20 protein-coding genes are annotated in these 26,789 nt (G+C 40.5%); 19 read left to right on the plus strand and 1 reads right to left on the minus strand.

Annotated elements, in window-relative coordinates; all coding sequences use genetic code 11:
- The first annotated feature begins 79 nt into the window (after positions 1-79).
- From CZ382_RS00435 to CZ382_RS00465, 7 genes are all read left to right on the plus strand, one after another.
- Positions 80-1,195, plus strand: coding sequence for a sodium:solute symporter family transporter (locus tag CZ382_RS00435; protein WP_235000360.1), 1,116 nt, complete (start codon positions 80-82; stop codon positions 1,193-1,195).
- A gap of 7 nt (positions 1,196-1,202) precedes the next feature.
- Positions 1,203-1,688 (plus strand): hypothetical protein, encoded by a 486-nt coding sequence (locus tag CZ382_RS00440; protein WP_088049301.1) that lies wholly within the window; start codon positions 1,203-1,205, stop codon positions 1,686-1,688.
- A gap of 309 nt (positions 1,689-1,997) precedes the next feature.
- Positions 1,998-3,329, plus strand: a complete 1,332-nt coding sequence (locus tag CZ382_RS00445; RefSeq protein WP_188724985.1) for an NAD(P)-dependent oxidoreductase — start codon at positions 1,998-2,000, stop codon at positions 3,327-3,329.
- Positions 3,330-3,355: 26 nt separating this feature from the next.
- Positions 3,356-4,627 (plus strand): NAD-dependent dihydropyrimidine dehydrogenase subunit PreA, encoded by a 1,272-nt coding sequence (gene preA / locus CZ382_RS00450; protein WP_088049302.1) that lies wholly within the window; start codon positions 3,356-3,358, stop codon positions 4,625-4,627.
- A 366-nt stretch (positions 4,628-4,993) separates the two neighbouring features.
- Positions 4,994-6,469 (plus strand): NCS1 family transporter, encoded by a 1,476-nt coding sequence (locus CZ382_RS00455; RefSeq protein ID WP_088049303.1) that lies wholly within the window; start codon positions 4,994-4,996, stop codon positions 6,467-6,469.
- Between the two features lie 17 nt (positions 6,470-6,486).
- Positions 6,487-6,714, plus strand: coding sequence for a hypothetical protein (locus tag CZ382_RS00460; RefSeq protein ID WP_235000361.1), 228 nt, complete (start codon positions 6,487-6,489; stop codon positions 6,712-6,714).
- Between the two features lie 35 nt (positions 6,715-6,749).
- Positions 6,750-7,985: a Zn-dependent hydrolase gene (locus tag CZ382_RS00465; protein ID WP_088050926.1), complete on the plus strand. Its 1,236-nt coding sequence runs from the start codon at positions 6,750-6,752 to the stop codon at positions 7,983-7,985.
- A 43-nt stretch (positions 7,986-8,028) separates the two neighbouring features.
- Here the strand turns inward: CZ382_RS00465 and CZ382_RS00470 are convergent, their stop codons facing one another.
- The gene (locus CZ382_RS00470) at positions 8,029-9,660 is read right to left on the minus strand and encodes a PucR family transcriptional regulator (protein ID WP_235000362.1); all 1,632 of its coding nucleotides are present in this window, start codon (positions 9,658-9,660) and stop codon (positions 8,029-8,031) included.
- Between the two features lie 223 nt (positions 9,661-9,883).
- On the opposite strand from CZ382_RS00470, the gene CZ382_RS00475 reads away from it, so the two are divergent.
- The 12 genes from CZ382_RS00475 (at position 9,884) to CZ382_RS00525 (ending at position 26,766) form a co-directional block, all read left to right on the plus strand.
- Positions 9,884-11,251, plus strand: coding sequence for an aspartate aminotransferase family protein (locus tag CZ382_RS00475; RefSeq protein WP_088049304.1), 1,368 nt, complete (start codon positions 9,884-9,886; stop codon positions 11,249-11,251).
- A 54-nt stretch (positions 11,252-11,305) separates the two neighbouring features.
- Positions 11,306-12,766 carry a CoA-acylating methylmalonate-semialdehyde dehydrogenase gene (locus CZ382_RS00480; RefSeq protein WP_088049305.1) on the plus strand — a complete coding sequence of 487 codons (1,461 nt, stop codon included), beginning with the start codon at positions 11,306-11,308 and terminating at the stop codon, positions 12,764-12,766.
- 700 nt (positions 12,767-13,466) lie between these two features.
- Positions 13,467-13,622 (plus strand): hypothetical protein, encoded by a 156-nt coding sequence (locus tag CZ382_RS23585; RefSeq protein ID WP_155555320.1) that lies wholly within the window; start codon positions 13,467-13,469, stop codon positions 13,620-13,622.
- Positions 13,623-13,715: 93 nt separating this feature from the next.
- Positions 13,716-15,071, plus strand: coding sequence for an APC family permease (locus CZ382_RS00485; RefSeq protein WP_088049306.1), 1,356 nt, complete (start codon positions 13,716-13,718; stop codon positions 15,069-15,071).
- Positions 15,072-15,469: 398 nt separating this feature from the next.
- Positions 15,470-16,528, plus strand: a complete 1,059-nt coding sequence (locus CZ382_RS00490) for an ABC transporter ATP-binding protein (RefSeq protein WP_140392724.1) — start codon at positions 15,470-15,472, stop codon at positions 16,526-16,528.
- Positions 16,529-16,578: 50 nt separating this feature from the next.
- Complete coding sequence (locus CZ382_RS00495; protein ID WP_088049308.1) at positions 16,579-17,646, plus strand: ABC transporter substrate-binding protein; 1,068 nt, start codon at positions 16,579-16,581, stop codon at positions 17,644-17,646.
- Positions 17,647-17,747: 101 nt separating this feature from the next.
- Positions 17,748-18,527 (plus strand): ABC transporter permease, encoded by a 780-nt coding sequence (locus tag CZ382_RS00500; protein WP_088049309.1) that lies wholly within the window; start codon positions 17,748-17,750, stop codon positions 18,525-18,527.
- Positions 18,528-18,541: 14 nt separating this feature from the next.
- Positions 18,542-19,393 (plus strand): ABC transporter permease, encoded by an 852-nt coding sequence (locus CZ382_RS00505; protein WP_088049310.1) that lies wholly within the window; start codon positions 18,542-18,544, stop codon positions 19,391-19,393.
- A gap of 263 nt (positions 19,394-19,656) precedes the next feature.
- The gene (locus CZ382_RS00510; protein WP_088049311.1) at positions 19,657-20,934 is read left to right on the plus strand and encodes an NAD(P)/FAD-dependent oxidoreductase; all 1,278 of its coding nucleotides are present in this window, start codon (positions 19,657-19,659) and stop codon (positions 20,932-20,934) included.
- A 77-nt stretch (positions 20,935-21,011) separates the two neighbouring features.
- On the plus strand, positions 21,012-22,535 hold the full coding sequence (locus CZ382_RS00515) for a bifunctional GNAT family N-acetyltransferase/carbon-nitrogen hydrolase family protein (RefSeq protein ID WP_188724964.1): 1,524 nt from the start codon (positions 21,012-21,014) through the stop codon (positions 22,533-22,535).
- A gap of 218 nt (positions 22,536-22,753) precedes the next feature.
- Positions 22,754-24,868 (plus strand): sigma 54-interacting transcriptional regulator, encoded by a 2,115-nt coding sequence (locus CZ382_RS00520; protein ID WP_088049313.1) that lies wholly within the window; start codon positions 22,754-22,756, stop codon positions 24,866-24,868.
- Between the two features lie 524 nt (positions 24,869-25,392).
- Positions 25,393-26,766 carry an aminotransferase family protein gene (locus tag CZ382_RS00525; protein ID WP_327365016.1) on the plus strand — a complete coding sequence of 458 codons (1,374 nt, stop codon included), beginning with the start codon at positions 25,393-25,395 and terminating at the stop codon, positions 26,764-26,766.
- Positions 26,767-26,789: the final 23 nt, after the last annotated feature.

Here is a 26,789-nt window from a genome sequence, read left to right on the forward strand (position 1 = left end):
AAGTTTTTTTGTATAAAAACGCATGAAATCGGGAAAGACAATAGTTTTTACTAAGAAACATTTGACAATACGGGAGTCTTTGACGGGGTGGAAATATGAGTGGGCCGTGATTATCGGTGTTGGTATCATTATCATCTATACAGTTGCTGGAGGTTATCTGGCTGTTGTATGGACAGACTTCTTTCAGGCACTGGTTATGCTTTTAGGGGTTTTATGCCTGTTAATTGTTGGTCTCGTCCATGTAGGCGGGCTTTCCGGCTTAAACCAGTCTCTTAGTGAAATTGACCCGTCATACTTAAGTATTTGGGGGAAGGATTATGTCTTTTATGGACAATGGGGTGTTATTTTAGGCTCCAGTTTAATTTACATGATTGGCTATATGGGACTGCCGCATGTTGTGGTCAGACATATGTCCATGAAAAGTACAAAAACTGTGAAGAATGCTACACTCTGGACAGCTATCTATAACCAATTATTTGCTTATTCGCCATATCTGTTAGGTTTTATAGGGATCATTCTTTTGCCAAATTTGAGTGATCCCGAAATGGTTATTCCAACGCTTGCGTATACGTTCTTCCCAGGGATTTTTGCAGCTTTATTACTTTCGGCGGTGATGGCAGCGATCATGTCGACTTCTGATTCTATTTTGATGCAGGCAGGGACCATTTTGTCACGTGATGTGTATCAACGATTTATCGATAAAAAAGCAAGCCATAACAAAATGATACTCGTGTCCAGACTTAGTGTGCTCTTAGCTGGGGTAATCGGTATTATAGTTGCCATCGTTCAGCCGCCAAAGGTTTTTGATCTGGTTGTGTTTGCGTTTGGTACACTGGGCAATAGTTTTATGGTTCCTTATATCGCCGCTGTCTATTGGAAAAAGGCAAATAGTGTTGGGGTTCTATGCTCAATGATTAGTGGTGGGGTGACAAATATACTATGGACGTCGTTTGACTGGCAAAGTGTAACTGGTATACATCCATTCCTTGCCGGTTTAATTATCTCCATTATTGCAATGATGATTGGGAACCCGTTTGGTACACCACCTTCAGAACCGATTAAAAAAGTATTTGAAGAGGCAAAGGGACCACGACCACTACCGAAAAATATTGATAAACATATCAATCGCGATATTAGTCCGGAGGCGAAAATTATTTCAACCTTCATTCAAAATAATATACCAGTAAAAGGGTGAATCGCTGATGATCATTAACGCAGAACAACCGGGCTTTCGTCAAGAGGAAGTTAAAAAGCGGCTGGAAAAGTTAGATCCAGAGACAACATATAAGGTGCAAAGGCTTGTGTTTTATCCTTATATGATTTTTGAATATGTAATCGATAGAAGGAACTTTTTCCATCCGCTAAAAGGTCATGTAGGTTGCACTATTGATGGCGTTAATAAAGTTGGAGCTTTGGCTGATACATTTCCGCAGCTTATGAAACAGGAAGTATCTGATCGGGATTTCATTCAACCAGATTTAACACTAGCAGATGCTAAGGAGAGGGCAGAGGATTTTTTATATCATTCTCTTTCAAGCAAAAAGAAAATACTCACGATTCCAAAATTAACCCTAACCAAACAGGAAATATTTTACCGACCTTACTGGATAGTAGAAGGGATTTTAAACCTTCCTAATCATTTTTTTATCACGGTTGATGCAGTAAGCGGAAAATTTCACCCGTTGTAGTTGAACTGCTGTATCATTACAAAGCGGCTAATAATAACCACAAAATTGTTACACAATGTAAAATATATTATAAATTTTAAAAAATATAATAGCAAACATAGGATACAAACGCTTACTTTTACTGTTCGTTAATTGAAGGTCTCATCATGCAGATTGTATATGCAAGGGGTGATTTCCAGATCAATTCGTATTTGTAATCGGACAAAAATAAAAAAGGGTTCATAATTAGATTGATTTTTAAGTGATGAACCCTGAAAAGGAGGCTTTTCATTGGAACATTTACTGCAAAATTTACTGTCAGCGGAAGATATGAAAAAGAATTTTGATGAATCTAAGCCTAGTTTTAATGCTCAGGAGGCATTAGATGAGGCGAACCGCTGCCTGTACTGTTATGATGCACCTTGCATTACGGCCTGTCCGACTGAAATTAATATCCCAGGTTTTATTAAAAAGATTGCATCCGGAAATTTAAAGGGTTCGGCAAAAACAATTATGGAAGCGAATCCTATTGGAGCAAGCTGTGCACGTGTTTGTCCGACAGAGGAATTGTGTGAGGGGGCTTGTGTACTTAATCATTCCACGAAACCGATTATGATTGGAGACCTACAGCGCTTTGCAACCGACTGGTCGATTAAAAATGAACAGGTATTGTTTAAAGCTGGAGAGAAAAACGGCAAGCAGATTGCGATTGTTGGCAGTGGTCCAGCAGGCTTATCGGCAGCCCGTGAACTGGGTCGGCTCGGCTATACGGTGACGATTTTTGAAGCTAAAGACGAAGCTGGCGGATTAGACACGCATGGTATTGTTCCGTTTCGGCTTCCAAAGGATATTTCCTTATGGGAAGTGGAACAGGTTAAGAGCTTGGGTGTTGACATCCGCACAAATACCGAAGTAGGCAAAGATATTGTTGCAGAGGATCTTGTGGATAATTATGATGCGGTTATCCTTGCTGCAGGAATGGGGAAGGTGCCAATGTTAGGAATCGAGGGAGAAGATTTAGCAGGTATTTACGACGCTATTGATCTTGTTGAAGAAGTAAAGAACGGAAATTATCCAACTGAATTTGCTGGGAAGCGCGTTGCTGTTATCGGTGCAGGGAATACTGCGATCGATGGTGCAACGACAGCGGTGAGACTCGGTGCGGATAGCGTTAAAATTCTCTACCGGCGGACGGAAGTGGAAATGTCTGCGTATAAGTTTGAATACGACTTTGCCAAACAGGATGGTGTGGAATTCAGGTGGTTAGTTGCCCCGAAGCGTTTGATCGGTGATGGTAGTGGTCATGTCAAACAGATGGAATGCGTTCGTATGGAATTAAAGGAAGCGGAATCAGACGGGCGCAAGCGGCCAATAGAAATAAAGGGATCTGAATTTCTAATGGATGTTGATATCGTCATTAAAGCAATTGGTCAGACACGGCATCATCAGTTAATTGAAGCATTTGACCTGGACCATCAGGGTGGGGTTGTCAAAGTAGATCCTGTAACCTTCAAAACGACCGAACCGAAAGTCTATGCGGCAGGTGATGTAGTCTTTGCAAAGGGTATCGGTGAAGCGATGGCCGTATCTGCAGCACAGCAGGGAAAAGAGACAGCGTATGCGGTACATCAGCAGTTAAAAGGGTCTAAAGAAAAGGTTTAAATAAAAAATGTGATGGGAGGATGAATATGGCTGATATCAGTATCAATTTTGCAGGAATTAAGTCTCCAAATCCTTACTGGCTTGCATCTGCACCGCCAACGAATACAGGTTATCAGGTACAGCGTGCATTTGCAGCCGGATGGGGCGGTGCCGTATGGAAAACACTTTGTGAACCGGTGTTGAATGTGACCTCGCGTTTTGGCGGGTATCACTTTAACGGTCAGCGGGTAGCCGGTTTTAACAATATTGAATTGGTTTCCGACCGGCCGATTGAGGAAAATTTAAAAGAAATCTATGAAACAAAGAAACGCTTTCCGGATCGGGTCATTATTGCCTCATTAATGGTAGAACCAGAGCGGGTTAAATGGCACGAAATTGTGAAACGGGTACAAGATGTCGGGGTAGATGGTTTTGAGTTAAACCTCGGTTGTCCGCATGGGATGTCTGAACGAGGAATGGGTTCAGCGGTAGGCCAGCATCCGGACCTAGTAGAAAAGTCAACGCTATATGCCAAGGAAGTCGCAGAAGTACCGGTCATTACGAAATTAACACCGAATATTACCGATATTACCGCGACAGCAAAAGCTGCACAACGTGGTGGCGCTGATGCAGTCAGTATGATCAATACAATTAATAGTTTAATAGGCGTAGACATTGATACGTGGAGTCCAATACCGAATGTGAATGGAAAGGGAGCGCATGGTGGTTACTGCGGACCGGCGGTTAAACCGATTGCGCTGAATATGATTGGTGAATGCGCACGGCAACCGGACTTCCATATCCCGATTTCGGGGATTGGCGGCATTTCTACCTGGCAGGACACGGTTGAGTTTATGCTGATGGGTGCCGGCGGTGTGCAAATATGTACAGCAGCCATGCATCACGGATTTAGTATTATCGATGATTTGACCGAGGGCTTGAGCAATTATTTGGATGACAAAGGGATTGCATCTGTTAGTCAACTAGTTGGGAAATCAGTTGAAAAATATACAGACTGGAGCAATTTGGATTTAAATCACCGAATAGTTGCACGCATTAATAATGATATTTGCATTAATTGCAATAAGTGTCATATCGCCTGTGAAGATACTTCCCATCAATGCATCGATATGCTGGTCGATGAAAATGGCAATGATTATTTAAAGGTCAGGGAAGACGACTGTGTCGGCTGCAACCTTTGTTCAATTGTTTGTCCAGTTGAGGGGGCAATCGATATGGTGGATCTTGAGCCAGCCGAACCGCCAATGTCCTGGAATGACCGGCAGGCAGCTTTGCAAGTGATGAATAGTAACAGCTGATTTTCATTTGTTAGCATTTTTTAAGTTATAGGAAAGTATAAACATTCAGGCTGCGTTAATGTCACTTTCTGCGACAGCCACGTCCGGCTCCAGCGTCCAGCAACTAGCAAACTTCACACTTCTCCACTACGATAAGTCAACATCGGTTCGCTTCCAGCTCACCGTGTTTCCTTTATCTCATTGCGAAGTGCTCCAGTTTGTACGTTTCTAAACGGGCGCTTACGCCTTTGTTACTAAAAGTTAGTTCTGAAAATAAGCAAACGGAAAAGGTGGAGGATTTCGTGAATGAAACTGAGTAATTGAGGAGGAAGCTGTTTGACGATCAAACAGCTTCGTGATCCTCAATAAATTAAAAGGGGAAAAACGATGGGAAAGACTAATGAAAACAACAACTCGTACCTAAAGTCACCGGATTTACTTCCAATTGGTTATAATCAGCGGAAGATAGGAGTCATGGGATTTTTTGCAATGTGGGTTGGGATGGCCATACTTTTAGCAACCTTTGATATCGGCGCCTCCGGAGTTCAAAGTATTTCCTTGCCCTGGGTAGTACTGGCAACGTTGATCGGCTGTATTGCGGTTGGTATTTTTATTTCAATTGTCGGAGATATCGGGGTGGAACATGGCTTGTCTTTTCCAGTTTATATGCGAGCACCCTTTGGTATAGTTGGAACTCATATCCCCTCGATAGCACGAGCAGTCACAGCATCATTTTGGTTTGGGCTAAATACGTATTTCGGTTCAACCGCGATCAATTCGATCATCCATACGATCAATCCGGAATTTGATAACTGGTTGTTATGCTATTTGATATTTGCCATTGTACAGTTAATTAATACTGCTTCCGGTATTAAATGGGTGGAACGCTTTGCCGATATTGCTGCCCCGATCATTATTATTTTATCCTTGATCATCTATAACACGTTAACAGCGGATATTGCCGAACAAGGTGGCAATGTATGGGCTTGGGCAGCAAGTCCAGTTACAGGAGGCGCCGCGGTTACAGCATTTATGATCGTTATTTTTGCCAATATGGGTTTCTGGGCAACACTGGGGTGCGATATCCCGACCATATCACGGTTTTTTAAGGCACCTAAATATGAAAGAAATTGGTTTAAACGAAACAGAACGAATTTGATCGGTAGCCTGATTGCCATGCCATTGACGGAAACATTTATGATCATGATTGGTGCGGCAGCCTTTATGGTTGCAGGCAGTTCTAACCCGGTTATCGCGCTACAGGAGACTGCTTCCGGCTGGATGCTGGCAATGCTGCTTCTGATGATTGTACTGACACAGTGGTCCACGAATACGGCTGCAAACATCGTACCTGCTGCTGCTATTTTTTCAAATGTATTGGGGCCAAAAGTATCCAATGCGATTGCAGTATTTGTTGTCGGGATTGTGGGAACGGTTATTCAGCCTTGGAGTGTCTATGAAATATTGACCCAGGCGCTTTTATTCTTTGGGGCCGTTTTGTCAGCGATAAGCGGGATTCTCGTTGTCGATTATTATATGTTGCGGAAACGAAGGGTAAATGTACAGGAACTATACGAGCATGACGGACAGTTCAGGTTCCATGGTGGTGTAAACATCGTTGGTTTTATTGCTTGGGTGATTGGCGGTTTTATTGCCATTCTTTTTATGGATTATTCGTTTATCGTCGGATTTGTTATAGCCGGAGCTGTTTACTATGTGCTGGCTAAACATTGGTACTTCAAAAAATTTCCACAGGCCGAAATAGAGGATCCAAACGACGAAAAATACTTGGGAATTACCGTCGGACGCGATTGGGTAATTAAGGAAAGTAGTGGAGAAAGTCAGGAAGAAGTAGTAGGTTAATGGATAAAGGAGGGAACATGGCCTTGTCAAGCTATGATGCATTTCTATCAGAAAAACGTCAAGTGGATGATTTGGTGAAAAAAGGGTATATCATGACGGCTTCAAAAGGTACGCTTGATGGAGATGTAGTCGAATTCGAGAATAAAATGACTTCAGATAAAAAGACAATACGTTTAACACACCCGGATAGTCGAAAGTATTTTACGACATTGTACATCAAGCAGCAAGAACAAATGACTGAGTAAACACAAGAGAGAAATGGAAGGGGAGGCAAAAAATGATGGAAAAACAAAAGGTACTGATCAATGGGAAACGGCTAAAAAATACCATCGAGGAGTTCGCTGATTTTGGCAGAACCGAAAACAATGGTGTTACCCGCTTAGCATTGTCTGACATAGATCTTAAAGCTAGGAAGCATTTCCAATCCGAGTGTGAAAAGCTTGGAATGACGGTCGTGTGGGATGATATGGCCAATATGTACGCAACATTGCCGGGAATAGATAATGATCAGCCTCCAGTGGTTGTAGGGTCCCATTTGGATTCCGTAAAAAAAGGTGGACGTTTTGACGGTGTGCTTGGTGTATTGACAGGACTGGAAGTTGTCCGGACCATCGTTGAAAATGGCATCAAGCCTCAGGTGCCTATTGTAGTTGCCAATATTACCAATGAAGAGGGGGCGCGATTTGAACCCGCGATGATGTCTTCCGGTGTGCTTTCCGGCTGGTTTGATAAATCGACCATGTTGCAGTCAACAGACACGGAGGGCATTACATTTGGGGAGGCACTAAAGAACAGTGGCTTTGCAGGAAAGGAAACAAATCGGTTAACAGATGCAGCTGCCTTTTTAGAGTTACACATTGAACAGGGGCCTGTGTTAGAAAGTGAATCACTGCAGATTGGTGTCGTTGAAGGTGTGGTTGGGATGGTCAATTATGAGATCGAGGTTAGCGGTGATTCCGACCATGCGGGTACAACTCCAATGTCAATGCGAAAAGATGCCTTATTTGCTACCAATAATTTAATTACTGAAATACGTGAGAAAATGAACAAACTGGATGATAAATTGGTCTATACGATTGGCAGAATGAATGTTAGTCCAAACATTCATACCGTCATTCCCAATAAGGTTGTGTTTACCCTTGAGGCAAGACATCAGGATGCCAAAACCATCAGGCAAGTGGAGGAAATTATTCAGGGGCTCCCTGAATCCACTGGCAGAGAAAAATGTGAGGTGAAAACAACGAAACAATGGGATCGGAATACAGTATGGTTTGATGAGAAAATCGTAAATGCAGTAGAACAATCAGCGAAAAATATCGGATATTCCTATAAGCGCATGGTCAGTGGTGCCGGACATGATGCACAGTTTATCGCAACATATATTCCAACTGCTATGATCTTTGTGCCGAGTGTAAACGGTAAGAGCCATGCGGAAGATGAATGGACACCATGGGAGGACTGTGAAAACGGGGTAAATGTTATGTTGCAGACGGTTTTGGATTTGGTCACGAAGTAGTTGTTCTATGAGAAATAGTTGAAAGAAATCCAGATGATCTCTTTCAACTATTTCCAATAGCGTCCAAAATATAATATGCCTTAATAGCCATTTCCAAAGCCAATCGATTACTGGGTTCCATAAAATCTTTCCCAAGTAATTCTCCTATTTTTCGGAGACGATGATACAGTGTTTGCCGGACAATAAATAATTGCTCTGCAGCCTCTTTTTTGGAACCGCGGCAATTCAAATATACTTCCAGGGTTCTTAATAGTTCGCTTTTCGTTTCCTGATCATACTTGATTAAGGGTGTCAGCAAATCGTTAATGTAAGATTTTAAATGCTCACCTCGATGATCGAAAAGCAATCGATACACGCCAATATTTTCATAGAAAATGGATGATTTGATGTTAGCCTTCTGTAAGAAAAGAACTTTTTTAGCTTCTTGATAACTGGTTGCTAAAGCGGATATATCTTTATTAATCTTACTAATTCCTAAAATACATGTACTGCCGTCAAAAATATTTTTGACACACATATCCATTATTGCCTGCACGATGGGAGAAAATTTAGCTATCCCTTGTTCGGATTCACCTTTTACCCGAAAGGATGCAATAATAGCGGTATCACTTTTACTTACAGATACAGCAGGGTAGAACCCGTGTTTTTTAAACAAAGAGCGGAACATCACTGATCGTTGCAGTTTTATTTCGTTCCAATCTTCCTCTTCGGCGTTAATTTCCGGTCGATTGTTTTGCATTAAAATCAGCCTGTAATGAAAATTATTCGCAGACAAAGGTACTATGGTGTGGAGTTCGTCAGCATCGTAGTCCTTTCCATGTAATAGGTTTCGAACAACCTTATCTTCTATATTCTGTTTTCGCTCTTCAATAGTTCTGTTTCTTAACGTAATTTGTGCAATGGATAGTGCCGCTCGATCCATCACGGAGAAAAGAAAATCCTTCAATACGTTTTGACCAACCTGCAAGCATAGATAACCCCAAATTTGCCCTAATCCTTTAACTGCTACTACAGCAAATTTCCCTTCATCTAGTGAAATGAAGTTTTCCTTTGCAGGATGGAAGTCAAAATCTGATAAGTGTGAACGAACTTTTTCTTCTATGTACTTTGTTTCGGGTGGGTAATAATATGACCGCGCCTCATCCGTAATATATAAGGTTTCTTCTTTTAAATAAGTATTCAGTTCCTGAAGGATTTTCAAAATACCATTGGGCAATAATGAAAGCTCATTAAATTTCGTTGATAATTCATTTAACTGACTGAGCATTTGGTGGTGTTGGTTAATGATTAGGGAATGAAGGTCCTGCGTAATATCAACAAATTTTACAAAACGATCAAATACAATGATGGGGAATTGATATTGATTGGCTAATTGTATCACCTCATTGGAAATATGAGTGACATGTGTGCCAATTTCTACACAAATCCCTGCTGCATTTCTATTAATTAAATTCCTGAAATAAGTCAACTCCGTGGAAGAGTCGAGTTTCAGGCCAGCGCCGGTGGTTAGAATTAACTCACCACCATTGATTAGGGAATCAAATTTGTTCGTTTCTAAAATATGTGTCCATCTTACCAGCTTATCTAATCCCTCATTTCCGGCAATCACTTTGGCAGTTTTAAAGATATCTCTTTGCAGAATATCACTTATGGTTAATTCGAATTTTCCGATCAAAATGCATCCCTCCACAATGTTAAAGCAATTCATGTATCATGTTACAAAGTGTGAAGTTACAATGTTTATAATTCTTTGTAAAATAAATTATGAAGGATCGGTAAGAGGCTGTCAACACAAGGACGACTGATTTAGGAGGGAATAACAGCATTGGGTAGTAACCGCTTACAATAATAGGTTATGGACAAAGGATAAAATCAATTATTGGAAGGAGAAAGTGGAGATGAAGACTGCTAAAGATGCAAGGCAATCCCAATCTATTGTGGAGAAAGACCGCGAGAATGTGTGGCATCATATCTCACAATATAACGACAAGAAACGGCCAGTGGTGGTAACGGAAGGAAAGGGAGCATGGATCACTGATTATGCTGGCAATAAATATTTGGATGGCATGTCAGGATTATGGTGTGTAAATGTTGGCTATGGTCGCGAGGAGCTGGCGCGGGCAGCATATGAACAAATGCAGCAGATGGCTTACACATCGATGACGCAGAGCCATGTACCAGGAATTGAACTTGCTGAAAAGTTAAATGAGCTGCTTGACGATGACTATATGATCTTTTATTCCAATAGCGGTTCTGATGCCAATGAGGTTGCTTTTAAAATCGCCCGGCAATACCATCAGCAGAATGGAGAACCGGCAAGACATAAATTTATTTCGCGTTACCGGGCCTATCATGGTGGATCATTGGGGGCATTATCGGCAACAGGGCAGGCATTAAGAAAATATAAATATGAACCGCTTACCTCCGGGTTTTTACACGTTTCACCGCCTGATAATTACCGGAGACCAGCTGGGGTATCGGTGAAGGAATATAATTTGCAACGGGCACAGGAACTGGAAGATAAAATTGTCTGGGAGCAAGCAGAAACTGTTGCCGGTGTCATTATGGAGCCGCTAATCACGGGTGGAGGTATTCTGATTCCGGATCGTGTCTATGTGGAAAAAGTACAGGAGATTTGTAAAAAGCATGGTGTTTTATTAATCATCGATGAGGTTATTTGCGGATTTGGCAGAACTGGAAAAATGTTTGGCCATCAGCATTTTGATATCAAACCGGATATGGTTACGATGGCGAAGGGACTGACCAGTGCTTACTTACCGTTGTCAGTTACCGCGGTTCGTAAAGATATCTATAAAACCTTTGAAGATAATGGAGAAAACAGCCATTTCCGTCATGTGAACACGTTTGGCGGCAACCCGGCAGCTTGTGCATTGGCGCTCAAGAATATTGAAATTATGGAACGGGAGAATTTGGTGGGAAGATCTGCGGTATTGGGTGAGCGATTACAACAGGAGCTTGCCGAATTGGCAGACCATCCATTTGTTGGTGATGTACGTGGTTTAGGCTTTCTCATGGGAATTGAAATGGTGGAGGACAAAAATACGAAGAAACCAGCCTCACCTGATCGCGTGAATAAAATCATCAGTGATTGTAAAGCGAGTGGCCTGATTATTGGCAAAAATGGTGATACGGTAGCTGGATATAATAATATTTTGGCAATATGTCCACCACTTTCTTGCACAGATGAGGATTTAGCGTTCATTATCTCTGTTGTAAAAAAGGTATTTAAAGAAAATGCGTCTTAAAAAATCAAATAACAAGACTTTCTTATTAACAAAAAAGCGGGAGGTAATTCATATATGACACAAACTCAATTAAAGTCGCTTAAAAATTATATTGGTGGGGAATGGATTGAGGCTGTATCGGATAAGACTGCGGAAGTATACAATCCAGCAACAGGAGAGGTTATCGCACAGGTACCCCTTTCAATAAGTAAAGATTTAGACAATGCTGTGGCAGTAGCCTCCGAGGCGTTCCAGTCGTGGAAGGAGGTTCCAGTCCCCAAACGTGCGCGAATTCTATTTAAGTATCAACAATTACTGGTAGACCATTGGGAGGAACTTGCCGAACTGGTTACTGTTGAAAACGGCAAGAGCTATAAAGAAGCTTATGGGGAAGTTTTACGCGGGATCGAATGTGTAGAATTTGCTGCGGGAGCACCTGCTTTATCAATGGGATCACAATTGCCATCGATTGCGTCAGGACTGGAATCGGGCGTTTATCGCTATCCGATCGGAGTGGTTGGAGGAATTACCCCATTCAACTTTCCAATGATGGTTCCGTGCTGGATGTTTCCGATGGCGATTGTAACTGGGAATACGTTTGTGTTAAAACCGTCCGAACGTACACCGCTTCTGGCTAATCGTCTGGCGGAATTACTGGAAGAGGCCGGCTTGCCAAAGGGTGTATTTAATATTGTTCATGGAGCACATGATGTTGTAAATGGTCTATTGGAGCATGAAAAGGTTGGTGCTATTTCGTTTGTTGGTTCACAGCCTGTAGCTGAGTATGTGTATAAAAAAGGAACGGAAAACCTTAAACGTGTTCAGGCGCTTTCCGGAGCTAAAAACCATTCAATCGTTCTTAAAGATGCTGATTTGGAGAATGCTGCAACACAAATCATTAGTGCTGCGTTCGGTTCGGCTGGAGAACGCTGTATGGCCTGCTCTGTGGTAGCAGTGGAAGAGCCAATAGCCGATGAACTAATTGAAAAACTTGTACAGAAGGCAAATGAAATTAAGATTGGCAATGGTTTGGATGAAGGTGTTTTTCTCGGACCCGTTATCCGTGATCAGCATAAGGAACGAACACTCCAATATATTGAAACAGGTGAAAAAGAAGGTGCGACACTTGTTCGGGATGGAAGAAATGATGAAAGTATTAAACGAGAAGGGTATTTTGTCGGGCCGACTATCTTTGACAATGTCACGAGCGAAATGAAGATTTGGCAGGATGAAATATTTGCGCCAGTCCTATCTATTTCCCGGGTGAAAAATCTTAAAGAAGCTGTAACATTAACAAATAAATCACGTTTTGCGAATGGTTCGTGTATTTTTACCAATGATGGTGGAAGTGTTCGTGAATTCCGTGAAACGATTGATGCAGGTATGCTTGGAGTCAACATCGGTGTACCGGCGCCAATGGCCTTTTTCCCTTTCTCGGGTTGGAAAGATTCTTTCTATGGAGATCTTCATGTGAATGGGAAAGACGGGATTGAATTCTATACGCGTAAAAAGGTTATAACGACTCGCTGGATATAAGCAGTATACGAAATGATCAAAGGATTTTGCCATAATGTCCACTTACTATCTGGAATAAATCTGAGGTAACCGTGTAAATAAGGAAAGTGGCACACCAATAGCGGTGTGCCACTTGTTTATGATGACGTTATCTGCTAAACAACAGTACGTATCATTTATAATGGATTTTCTAAAAGATGAATAGTGAGGGAGTATATGTAATGTCAATAAAAAAATAAAAAAAGCAATAAAGAGTGTCATGATGGGTTTAGCTAGGAAGATATTATTCGCAAAAGTAAAGCAGGACCGGCACCATCTTTAATATAAAATTTTGGCATAAAGCACCTTTGACAAGGAATTAAGGGTGCTTTTTCTTTGATGTATTATTGAAAGATAAAAAGCTTTTACTGTCCACTTAATTTTATCACGCATTAACGGGCAGTAGTACCTCCACCTCTAAGTGTGAGTAAACCGAAAATGGGAAGGTGGGTATAACAGCCCGTAAATTTCTGATTTTAGGAACAAAGACTAAGAATGCCACTGCCTTATGCCTTCGTCTTTGTTACCCACATCGTGTGAGCCTCAACTAACATTCAGTGAGGGAGGAAGGGCAGGCTAAAACCGTCACATCCCGTGACAACGCCTGCACTAGCACGTCCTGTGCCGTAGGAAACCCTCCACTGAATGAAATTTCCCTTTATTCCGAGGAAATAACCTGGTTATGCAAAAAATAGTAGATTATGCAATTATTCATAAGAAACCAAATCTATTTTGTTTTTTAAAGCTTGGTGATGCTAGATATAAGGTTGGCACAGAAATTGCATTTATTAAAATTATCCGAATTATTTTGGATCAAAGGGGGATTTTGTGTGATTGAGTACCCGTACCTTGTTCAATTGTGTATCCTTCATTTTAGTATCGCTTTTAAAGTTATTAAAAAGAGATCAATGATTAAAAGGAGAGTTATCACATGACGGAAAAAGACACGCTAAAGCGTTCACTTGGACCTTGGGCCATTGTTGGACTTGGTTTAGGTTATATGACACCGACAGTTGTATTTGATACATTCGGGATTGTATCGGAGGAAACGAATGGTGTTGTCCCACTTGCCTATATTGTTGCGTTAATTGTGATGTTATTTACTGCTGTAAGTTATGGAAAGATGGTGCAAGTGTTTCCTAGTGCAGGTTCCGCTTATACGTATACGAGGGAGACAATGAATCCGCATCTTGGATTCTTGGTTGGCTGGGCTGCCCTATTGGATTACTTGCTGCTGCCAATGGTCAATGCACTGATTATTCGAATTTATATGGAATCCGTTTTCCCTGATGTTCCCGCGTGGATTTGGGTTGTAGGCTATGTCATTATTGTGACTGGAATTAATGTCTGGAGCATGGGAAAAACATCTAGTTTGAATTCCATTCTCGTTACCTTTGAAATTGTTTTAATCGCCGCCTTTATTGTCCTTGCGTTTGTTAAACTGTATAACGGTATGGGACAGGGCACAATCTTGACAACTGCACCACTTTTTCACGCAAATGTAGAGATGACCGCGGTTTTGACGGGCGCAACGGTTGTATGTTTCTCATTTATAGGATTTGATGCGATTACAATGTATACAGAAGAGGCTAAAAATTCTAAAGTGATGCCCAAAGCAATTATGCTGACAGTGCTTATTGGCGGAGGTATCTTTTTTGTTGCAGGTTATTTTGCCCAAGCCCTGTTCCCGGATGTATCCAATTTTAACGTAACGGATGATACATTGCCTGAAATCGGTTTGTATGTCGGCGGAACCATTTTTAAAATGATATTCCTGGCCGGTGCTTTTGCAGCAACGACAGCGTCCGGACTTGCGTCACATGCAAGTGTCTCCCGCCTATTGTATGTAATGGGGCGAAATGGGGTACTGCCGCGAAAGGTATTTGGCTATGTCCATCCGAAATTCCGAACCCCAGTTTACTCGGTTATTATAGTTGGAGTTGTATCGTTGCTTGCAATATCTCCAAGCCTGGAATTGATTTCTGCTGTTATAAATTTTGGGGCATTGATTGCCTTTACATTTGTTAATCTGTCTGTCATTGCTTATTTTGTCTTCCGTAAAAAGAGGTACAAAACGCCAAAAGATTTTTTCTCCTACGTAATAATGCCGGTTATAGGGGCTGGCCTAACCGGGGTCTTATGGTATTTTCTCCATGCTGATGCACTTATTGCTGGACTCGTTTGGATTACTATCGGCTTTATTTATATGCTTTTCCTGACTAAATTTTTCAGAACCAAAATGGCAGATTTTGAAATGGATGAGGCAGAGAAGTCAGCTGCACTCTAACTCAAGCAAATCAACAGAATTTGCTTTGTTGCTTACTTTAACAAAATGTAAAGTGTAATGGAAAATTTTATCAATTATTACTGGAAAAAGTATTTTCATAGAGTGCGTGTTCAAAAGTTGCCAATTTGGGTCTGAATGGCGGAAGGATAATTTTGAGCAGTGGAGTGTAGGAGGTCACAACTATCATTTACTGACTCTTTGATATCCTTTAATAAAGGAAAATGATTTGTTCAATCTGAATTATTACCAGCAGGTTAAGGGGCATCACATTATCTGCCTAATTGAAAAAGAATACCTATCACAATTTGCCAACATGAATTGTAAACAAACAAACTTAACTGGATATTTAATCATTTACAGAAAATAATTATTTGGAGGGGTTGAGCTTGGGAGAGAATATGGTGCAATTGGAAAATGTAACAAAACAATTTGGCAACTATAAGGCGGTTAATGAGTTAAATCTGAATGTCAGGGCAGGGGAATTCCTAACTTTGCTTGGACCTTCAGGGTGTGGGAAAACGACAACATTACGTATGATTGCCGGATTTGAAAAACCGACTTCTGGTAGTGTGAAAATTGGCGAAAAAAAGGTTGATCATGTTGAACCATACAAAAGAGAGGCGAACACGGTATTCCAAAGTTATGCCCTATTTCCACATATGACTGTTTCTGAAAACGTGGCATTTGGGCTAAAAATGAAAAAAATCAATAAACAGGAAATAGCAGAACGTGTTAAACAGGCACTGAAAATGGTTCAACTGGAAAGCTATGGGGATCGAAGTGTTAAACAATTAAGTGGAGGCCAGCAACAGCGAATTGCCATTGCCAGAGCGATTGTTAACAATCCAAAGGTCCTACTGCTTGATGAGCCGCTGGGCGCCCTTGACTTAAAACTGCGGAAACAAATGCAAATGGAGTTAAAACGTCTGCAGAAGAGTCTGGGCATTACATTCATTTATGTAACCCACGATCAGGAAGAAGCATTAACGATGTCAGATCGGATTGTGGTCATGAATGAAGGGGAAATTGAACAAACGGGCAGACCGAATGAAATATATGAAAAACCGAAGACTCGATTTGTAGCAAATTTCATCGGTGAAACAAACATTTTCAAGGGGGTGGTTGATAACCTGAATGGAAATTATGCCTCGTTGAAGGTTGCTGGTCAACATGTTCTGATTCCCAAAAGCAGCAATCTTAAAGAAGCAGAAGAAGTATATATTTCCGTTCGACCGGAAAATGCCAAAATATCGGACCAACAGCAGGATAACCTATTTGTACTAACTGGAGAGTTTAAAGAAAAAGTTTATATTGGAACGACAACTAAAATTGTTGTGGAACTTAATGGCGGGATGGAAATGATTGTTCATGAATCCAACGGGAAAATGGATGGCGTAAAAAAGGGTAATCCAATCTCCGTTAGTTGGGAGCCAGCCGATTCTGTCATTTTACGGTAAGTTCATTGCAAATTCACGAATCAAAAATGAATTGGAGGTTAGGTTCACGAATGAAGAAATTTATCTGGTTGATCACGTTTGGTGTTTTACTTATCGGCCTATCTGCTTGTGGATCTGCAGACGATGCCACAGCTGACTCTGGAGACGAGGAACTTGCAGACGAATTGTACTTTTTCAATTGGGGTGGATACGGTGACGAAGCAATTATAAAGGATTTCGAAGAGAAATATGGTGTCAAGGTGATCTATGATACGTTCAGTTCGAATCAGGAAATGCTTACAAAGTTAAACAAAGCAAATGTACCATATGATATCGTTGTTCCGACGGATTACATTGTGGAAAGAATGATTAAACAGGGTCTTCTTGCTGAACTTGATATGGATAATATTCCAAACTTCAAAAACATAGAAGAAAAATTTCAAAAGCCGGAATATGATCCAGGCACAGATGGTAAAAAATATTCTGTTCCTTATATGTATGGAACGGAAGGTATTGCCTATAACGAGACGAAAGTAGAAAAGCCGACAAGTTACGAAGATCTATGGAATCCAAAATATAAAGGGCACGTAACCATTCAAAATGATTCACGGGAATCCCTCACAATGGCTTTGCAAAAACTTGGTTATGACGCGAACAAGCCAAATGAAAAAAATTTAAAAGAGGCAAAACAAGCGCTAATCGATTTAAACCCAAATATTCTTAAGTATAGTTCAGAACCCGATGCTGATTTAGTCAATGGAACAGCTTGGATATCCCATACTTATAACGATTCAGCCGCAAGAGCCTATAAAGAAAATCCCAACATTAAATTTGTCATGCCTGAAGAAGGGGGGACTATTTGGGTCGACAATCTGGTAATTCCGAAAACATCTAAACAAAAATACACTGCGGAAGTATTTATTAATTTCGTATTAAGTGCTAAGGTAAGCGCAAAATTGTCGGAGAATACACCTAGCAGCAACCCAAATGAAGCAGCAAAGGAATTGATGAGTGGTGAATTGAAAAATAATCCAAATTCCTATCCTTCTATTCCAGAAAGTGCTGTGTATTACAAAGACTTAAAACCAGAGCAATTGCAAATGATGAATCGAACCTGGCAAGAGGTACGAGCCAAGTAAAAACATACATGGGGATATGCTTGTCGGGTTGATGAACAACTTTCCCCATGTTCCGTTGATACAATTGTTTTCATTATTGCTTGTGAAAGGCAGGTGTAAAAATGAGAGTCAAAACAAAAAGAATATTGTTTGTCTATTCGATGCTTGTATTCCTATTCTTTTATATCCCGATGATTGTATTGATGATATTTTCATTTAATGATTCAAAGCTAGGAACGGTATGGACAGGCTTTACCTTTGACTGGTATTTTAAACTGATTCATGACGAACAAATAATAAATGCACTAAAAAACAGTATTATTGTAACCATGATTACAACATTAATTGCGAGCATTTTAGGTACACTGGCAGCACTTGCGATTCATCGCTACAAGTTTTTTGGCAAACAAGTTGTAAATTTTTTGTTTTACATACCGGTCGTCATTCCTGATATTGTTGTTGGGGTTGCACTACTTGCCATATATGGCTGGTTGCATGTTACATTGGGTGTTCCTACGGTGATTCCCGGTCATGTAGTGATTACAACATCATACGTCATGCTTGTAGTCGTTGCCAGGTTATATGGGTTTGATTCTTCATTGGAAGAGGCCGCAAAAGATCTTGGAGCCAATAGCTGGCAGACATTCTGGAAGGTAACTTTTCCGTTAATTTTTCCGGGAGTATTAGCTGGTGCACTCATGGCTTTCACTATATCACTTGATGAGTTTGTGATTGCCTTTTTCAATACGGGACCTGGTTCAGGTACATTGCCTGTCCTGATTTATTCAATGGTGCGAAAAGGGGTTTCGCCGGAAATTAATGCTCTTTCCACAATCATGATTTTCTTCATCGTTATCATGGTTCTAGTTGTTGGTAAAAGAATGACGCAGACCAAGAAATAGAAAGGAAGAAATACATGATAAAAAATATTAAACTGGCATATTCACTGCTATCACCAAGTATGCTTTGGCTGCTTTTGTTTTTAGTCATTCCGGTAGCAATGATTGTCGTCATTAGTTTTACGGTTAGTGATGGGTACGGGGGAACAATCTATGAATTTAGTCTTTCATCGTATAAGCTGGCATTTAGTTCCTTTTATTTAAAGATTATATGGCAATCCGTCCTTTGGGCATTTGCTGCATCTGTCATTTGTCTTGTCATGGCCTACCCTTTTGCTTATTTTATTGCACGTGTTGATAAAGGGAAGAATATATTATTGTTTTTAGTAATGATTCCATTTTGGTCAAATCTTGTTGTTCGTTTGTATTCTTGGAACGCATTGTTAAACGATGGTGGGGTCATTAATAATATTTTAATGCACTTCGGAATTATCTCAGAACCAGTCAAAATGTTATATACATCCTTCGCCATTATTGTTGGATTAGTCTATGGGTTTCTCCCTTTTATGATATTACCTATCCATTCCTCCATTGAACAGTTGGATAAGTCTTATTTGGAAGCGGCAGAGGATCTGGGTGCAAATCCAGTTAAAACATTTTTTAGAGTTACCTTACCGTTAACATTACCGGGGATCATTGCTGGCTTTATTATGACCTTTGTCCCTGCAATCAGTGTATTTGTAGTTGCCGATTTATTAGGCGGGAATAAATTGGTGATGGTTGGAAATGTCATTCGTGATTCGTTTTTGGTCGAGATGAACTGGCAACTCGGTGCAGCACTTTCGATCCTATTGATGGTTTTGGTACTGTTATCTGTTTTGCTTTTTATGAAATTTACATCGTCAAAAGACAAAAAGTTTCTGTTTTAAGGTTTATAGAGGATGTTCAAAAAGTCACCAAATGATAAGCTGCGAACTCTAGAGTTGGCGGAAGGGGATCTTCTGCTAAAACCGCCCACGACAATCGCCAACAGCAGAAGTCAGCACGTCCTGTGCAAGCCCGCTCCTCATGTACCTTTTTGTGTACATTCCGGTGCCGGGAGCTACGCCGCCTCGACCTTCAAGACCCTCTTCGGCGACTTTTTGAACACGCACTTATATTAGGCTTTTAAAGAGAAAGAAGGAGTGAAAAAATGGAGCAACAGTCATTATGGGAAGCTACGGCAAACGAACGGAAGGAACGGCAGGCACTTCAGGGTGAACAACATTGTGATGCAGTTATAATTGGCGGTGGTTTTTCAGGATTATCTACAGCCTACCATCTTCAGCGGAAAAACTGCCAAACCATTATTTTGGAAAAAGAAAGTGTTGGTTTTGGTGCCAGTGGCAGGAATGGTGGGGAGGTGCTGACTGGTTATATCGGTTCAATGGAGTTACATGCGAAGAAAAAGGGATTAGAAGCAGCAAGGCAAATGTGGCAGCTTTCGCTCGATTCTATTGATCTTATTGAACATATAATCAATACACATCAAATTTCTTGTGCATTTAGACGAAATGGAGACTTTCATGCTGCATATAAACCTTCACACCTAGATGGAATGAAAAGGGAGCAAGAGGTGATGGAAAGAGATTTTGACTATAAAAAAATTAAGGTTGTTGAAAAGCAGGATCTTCATTCGGAATTAAACACACCTTTTTATCACGGTGGTCGAGTCGATGAGAGCAGTGCTCATTTTCACCCACTTAATTATGCGCTCGGGTTAGCAGAGGCAGTCGAAGAGATGGGGGGAACAATTTATGAACAGTCAGAGGCTTTGAGTTACCGAAAAGAGTCTGGTAAGGTTGTCGTAAACACCAACAAGGGAAGAGTAATCGCTAAAGAGCTTGTTATTGTTACAAATGCTTATTCAGGGGATTTTCAGAAAACGATAAAAAAGACCATCGTTCCTGTTGAAAGTATTATGATCGCAACAGAACCTCTTTCTGAAGAACTATGTCAGGACTTAATCAAGCATGATAGGGCCGTATCGGATACAAAGAATTTGCTTTACTATTTCCGGCTGACAGCGGATCATCGGTTGGCATTCGGGGGATCTGGACGTTCCTCAAGCAAACGAGATCAAGAGAATCTTTTCAATAACTTACGTGCGGGGATGATTACTGTTTTTCCGCAATTGAAGAATGCGCAAGTGGACTATCGCTGGGGAGGTAAAGTCGGCTTTACGCAGGAAATGCTGCCATACATGGGGCAATTGGAGGACGGATCGTATTATGCGTTTGGTTTTGCCGGACATGGTGCTGCAATGTCTTCCATGGCTGGAAAACTAATTGCAAAAAATATACTCCATGAAGGCGGAGGAGACAACCCGCTGGAAAAAGCCCGATTACGTCCCATACCATTTCACAGTCAACATGCAAAAGCAGTAGGCATGATGAAATTTTATATGAAGTTCCGTGACCGTATATCGTAGAAAGGGTACGTATCGATAAGGAATTATTATTTTATAAATTGTAGCCAATATAAAAATGTAAAAGGGAGGGAACATTGATGCCGAAAATTGATCAAGCCGATTACGAAAAAGAAATCGCTGTTTGTCCGATTGAACATGGAGACATCGATGAGATTATTGCAATGGCGAAGATCGGTTTTGCTAATCCGGAAATTCCGTTTACACGGGAACATTATGAAAGCCATCTGAGAATTTTTCCAGAAGGACAGGTTTGTATAAAATATGATGGTAAAATCATCGGGTCATGTTCTAGTTTGATCGTTAATTTCAATGATTATAATGAAGAACATACTATTGATGAAATTACCGATGATGGCTATATCCGGAATCATAACCCAAAAGGTCTTAACCTGTATGGGACAGATGTTGTAGTTCACCCTGATTACAGGCATATGAAAATTGGGCGAAGGTTGTATGAAGCACGCCGTCGTATTTGCCAGAAATTTAATTTGAAAAGTATTGTTTTTGGAGGACGCATTCCCAATTACCATAAATACGCGGATAAGCTGTCACCAGAGGAGTACGTTAAGCAGGTTATCGATAAGAATTTGTATGATCCTGTCTTGAATTTCCAGTTAATGAATGGATTTGAGTTTAAACGAATTCTTCCAAACTATTTACCTGATGATCACGATTCACTAGAATATGCAACATTGATGGAATGGCATAATCCAGATTACATCCCATCACCATCGGTTTACAATTATAAGCATTCTCTGCCGGTTAGAATTTCAGCAATTCAATATCCAATGAAGGAGATTGAATCATTTAAGGATTTTGCAGCTCAAAGTGAATATTATGTGGATGCAAGTTCAAAGGTACGTTCCGATTTTGTTGTTTTCCCGGAGTTGTTCACCATGCAGCTGCTGTCCTTCCTTGGTGAAACGGTTCCAAGTAAACAGGTAAGGAAGGTCGCTACATATATTGGGGACTATATCCAATTATTTTCTAATCTGGCAATCCGCTATAGTATTAATATTGTTGCCGGTTCACAAGTCGTTGCAGAAAATGATTCGGTGTATAATGTGGCCTATTTGTTCCACCGCAATGGTACGATTGACAAGCAATATAAGCTCCATATTTCCCCTGATGAGCGGAAATGGTGGGGGATTCAATCTGGTAAGGAAGTGAATTTGTTCGATACGGATTGTGGAAAAGTTGCCATGTTAACTGGATATGATATCCAATTTCCGGAGTTGGCGCGAATCGTAGTGGAACGTGGTGCGCAAATGATTTTCACACCGTTTACCGCAACAGACAAACAAGGCTATTTAAGAATTCGTTACTGTGCGCAGGCAAGGGCTGTTGAAAATCAGGCCATCGTTATTACTGCAGGTGCAGTTGGCAATCTAACACAGGTTTATCATATGAATACCCACTATGCACAATCGGCCATTTTTTCACCAATTGATTATGCCTTGTCTGAAAATGGAATTATCGGAGAGAGCGATCCTAATACGGAGACAATGGTCGTAGGAGAGGTAGATCTTGAATCACTGCGGCGAAATCGTTTGATCGGAACAGTTACACCGTTAAAAGACAGTAGGAATGACATTAAATAAGGAAGGCCGGATAATCAAGTGATTGCAAAAGCGAATGAAGTTTTCCTTTATTTTTGTGGAGTAAATAATAAACAATAGAATTACCTGATTGCTGCTGCCAACCCCATTTACAATTAATAATACCTGTCAAATAATCTATTTTTTATTTTTTCGATATATTTTAAAAATCGTGTTATGATGAAATGACAGAAAATATTGTAAAGGGGATTTTCACTTCTATGAATAAGGCAGTTCAGGATAAGCTCAAACCAATTTTTACGATTTCAGAAGATGTAGAACCATTATCAGAACAATTGGCCGGTAATAAAGAGCACTTTGTTTTTTTACAGAAAAAAAATAAAGTATATGCTTACGTTTTTTTAAAAGATTTGGGGGTTGATAGTTGGGCAAGCCCGGACATAACGTTAAAAAGACTTCAATCCAATGCGATCTCACTTGAAAATGTAGGAATTCTGAAACCAAACAATACCATAACATTACCCTTTATTTTCTGGATAATGGGGGAACCAATTGTTTTAGTAAAAGATGAAAGCAATAAACTGATCGGGTATATCACAAGAGAGGATATGCTTGTTGAACTGTTTCGAGAAGAGAATAAAAATATCAATTTGTTGAAAATCCTTTTGGCTTCGATCCCAATGGGAATGTTTGTTGTGGATCACGAAAGAAGGGTCGTCAATTGTAATGAATCCGGGTTAAGAATGATTCACTCGACATTAGACAAAGTCATGGGTATTGAGGCAGGATCCATTTTTAGGAAAGATCATTTGGAAAAGGTATTCTCAACAGGTGAGACGTTATTGAATCAGATTCATATTACGGATGAGATGGGTGTTCTTATAGACTATAGCCCGATCGAGAATTCTCAAGGGAAAGTAGATGGAGCTGTCATTATTGTACAGGACCTGCCAATGGTGAAAGAGATGGCAATGGAAATTGAATTTGTCAAAGATCTAAACCAGGATTTAAATGCAATCCTCTCAACCATTTATGACGAAATCCTTGTTGTAAATGAAAAAGGCATACTGCTTCGTCATAGTGAAAATTATATTTCGGATTTTTGGAAGGAAGATTTAAAAAATCTAGTAGGAAAAAACTTATTGGAAATGGAAAGGAAAGGTGTTTTCACCCCATCTGTTGCCCGTTTGGTAATTGAAAAAGGGAAAAAGGTTTCTATTGTTCAGGAAACAGAAAGTGGCAAAAAAATTTTAGCTATTGGTAATCCCTTTTTTAATGACGAAGGGAAGCTGCAACGGATTATCATTGCCTCGAGGGATATTACGGAAAATACAAAACTAAAATCCGAGTTAATGCAAACGAAGGAAATTTCCCGAAAATATAAAGAAGAATTGGACAGTCTTAGAAATAAAACCGAGGCTTCCAAAAAAATTATTTACCGCAGCTCGAAAATGGAAAAGATCATGATTCAAATTAGAAAGTTAGCTGGCTTTTCTTCTACTGTCCTTGTTCTGGGGGAATCCGGGGTAGGGAAAGAGCTGATTGCCCAAGCGATTCATAAAGAAGGAAATCGTTCGAACAGACCTTATTTGACGATTAATTGTGGGGCCATTCCTGAAAACCTGCTGGAAAGCGAACTGTTTGGTTATACAAAAGGCGCCTTCACTGGTGCCGATCCCAATGGAAAAATGGGTTATTTTCAACAAGCAGATGGCGGCATTTTATTTCTGGATGAAATCGGCGAAATTCCTACCCATCTCCAAGTGAAATTATTACGGGTACTGCAACAAAATGAAGTTGTTCCTGTTGGTGGCGCACAAGCAATCCCAGTTGATGTACAAATTATTGCGGCAACGAATAAAGATTTGGGAAAAATGGTTGAAGAAGGCACGTTTCGTGAGGATTTATTTTATAGAATTAATGTTATCCCGATTTATGTCCCCCCACTAAGGGAAAGAAGCGAAGACGTTCCATTATTGGCGTACCATTTCCTTCGTAAGTTGAATCAGCAGTATGGGAAAAATTATCACTTTACACCTGATGCACTAAGTTTATTGGAAGTTTACACGTGGCCGGGAAATATTCGTGAATTGCAAAATCTTATTGAACGACTATTTGTTACGGCGGATGATGAGGTCATTACAGCGAACTTTGTCAGCCAATTCTTAAAGTTTGGCAATAATGGCAAGACTAAACCAATGGTGACGGGAATTATACCACTTAAAGAAGCACAAGACCATGTGGAGGAGCAATTAATTTCACTTGCGATGGAAAAATACAAAACTACAACAAAAGCGGCAATAGCATTGGGAATTAGCCAATCAGCAGTAAGTCGCAAGTTACACAAAATTTCCCAAAGGCAAAAAAATCACTAATAGAGGATATTCAGAGAGGTACCAAATGAAAAGGGCCAACTCGCGTGCTCACTGGTTTCTCCGGTGCTTGAAGCTGCACCGCCTTGACTATCTAGATCCAATTTGGCAACTTTTGAACACGCACCAATCATGTACTTTTGTGCGGGCGGCAGCACATGATTTTGGATGTTTTGTACTAATCATGACCTTTATCGATCAATTGAATGTGCACAGTAGAATAGCTGCATGATTTTCCGTTATTTTTTATGCAAAAAAAAATAATGGTATGCATTTTCTCATAATTTTGCGTTTGTTATGACGGAAAGCGTAGCTCTAAAGAGAAAATACCAAAATGATATATGGAAAATATTTACAATATTTGTAAAAACAAAAAGCCCGTTGTATTACTTTTTGTCTGATAAGTGGACTTAAGACACAGTGTGAAGATGACTGTGCCAATGGGTTGATCATCCGTTTTGGCATAGAAATTGCATTGATTAAGATGTAAGCATGATAAATAAAATTATTTTTGGGAGGTTTTATCCGTGGCTGTTCAAACGCAAAACTTAAAAACCATGGAACTAATAGAGTTGGATAAAAAGCACTATATCCATCCGACAACACCGCCGAAGGTTCAGGCAGAACAAGGGACACCGCTTATCTTTGCTGATGGAAAAGGTGTTTACTGCAATAGTACGAATGGTGAAAGATATTTCGATGGATTATCCATGCTCTGGAACGTAAATTTAGGTCATGGTCAGCAAGAACTTGCTGAAGCAGCAAAAGAGCAGATGTTAAAAATGGCATATGCATCCTCTTTCAAAGGATATTCCAATGAACCAGCTATTCAACTTGCTGAAAAATTGGCTGCGCTGGCTCCTGGTGACTTAAATGCAGTTTTCTATACATCTGGTGGGTCGGAATCGAATGACACCGCTTTTAAGTTGGCTCGCTTTTATTGGAGCTTAAAAGGGCAATCTAAAAAACGGAAAATTATTGCCTTGGAAAATGGCTATCATGGGGTTACTGTGGCCGCACAAACAGCAACAGGTATTCCGGCATTTCATGATTTTGCAGATTCCAATATTGCCGATGTGTTCCATGCGAAGCCGCATCTCACCAATTGTGAATCAGGAGATAGGCATGACCCAAATTATGAGGGGTGTATTAGGGATATCGTGGAAAAAGAAGGTGCGGAGACAATTGCTGCCGTCATCATGGAGCCTGTTCAAGGGTCAGGTGGTGTTCATATACCTCCGAAAGGGTACTTACGAGCCGTTCGCAAGCTTTGTGATGAATTCGGTATTTTGTTTATTGCCGATGAAGTCATTTGCGGATTCGGCCGCACAGGGGAGATGTTTGCCGTCGAACATTGGGATGTCGTTCCCGATTTAATGTGCTTTGCGAAAGGGGTTACAAGCGGTTATTCCCAACTAGGTGGCGTAATGATGAAGCAAAGCATCCGGGATACAATTGTACAGTATGAAGGAGTATTGTCTCATGGTTTTACGTATAGCGGACACCCGACAGCTTGTGCGGTTGCCTTGAAGAATATTGAGATTCTGGAACGGGATCATATTATCGAGAATACGTCTAAAATGGAACAAACGTTAAAAGAAGGGTTTAATTATTTGGAAGATAAACATTCGCATGTAACGAACTGCCGGGCTATTGGTTTGCTAGCTGCATTTGAACTTTATGAGGATCGTGATACTGGAAAACTGTTTGATCTTTCTGTAGCACCAGCAACTACTGTGGTGGATGAATGCTTTGACCGTAAATTAATTTTAAGAACACTTGGCTCCAATCGTGAAATAGTAGCGATCGCCCCACCGCTTGTCATCAATAAGCAAGAGGTAGAAGAAATGATTACGATTATCGATGACGCTATCACCGCGTTTGAAAAGAAGCTTGAGTAGTGAGATACAGCATCTGTTTAGCT

It is taken from the genome of Virgibacillus dakarensis (assembly GCF_900155625.1).
Lineage (GTDB): Bacteria > Bacillota > Bacilli > Bacillales > Amphibacillaceae > Lentibacillus_C > Lentibacillus_C populi.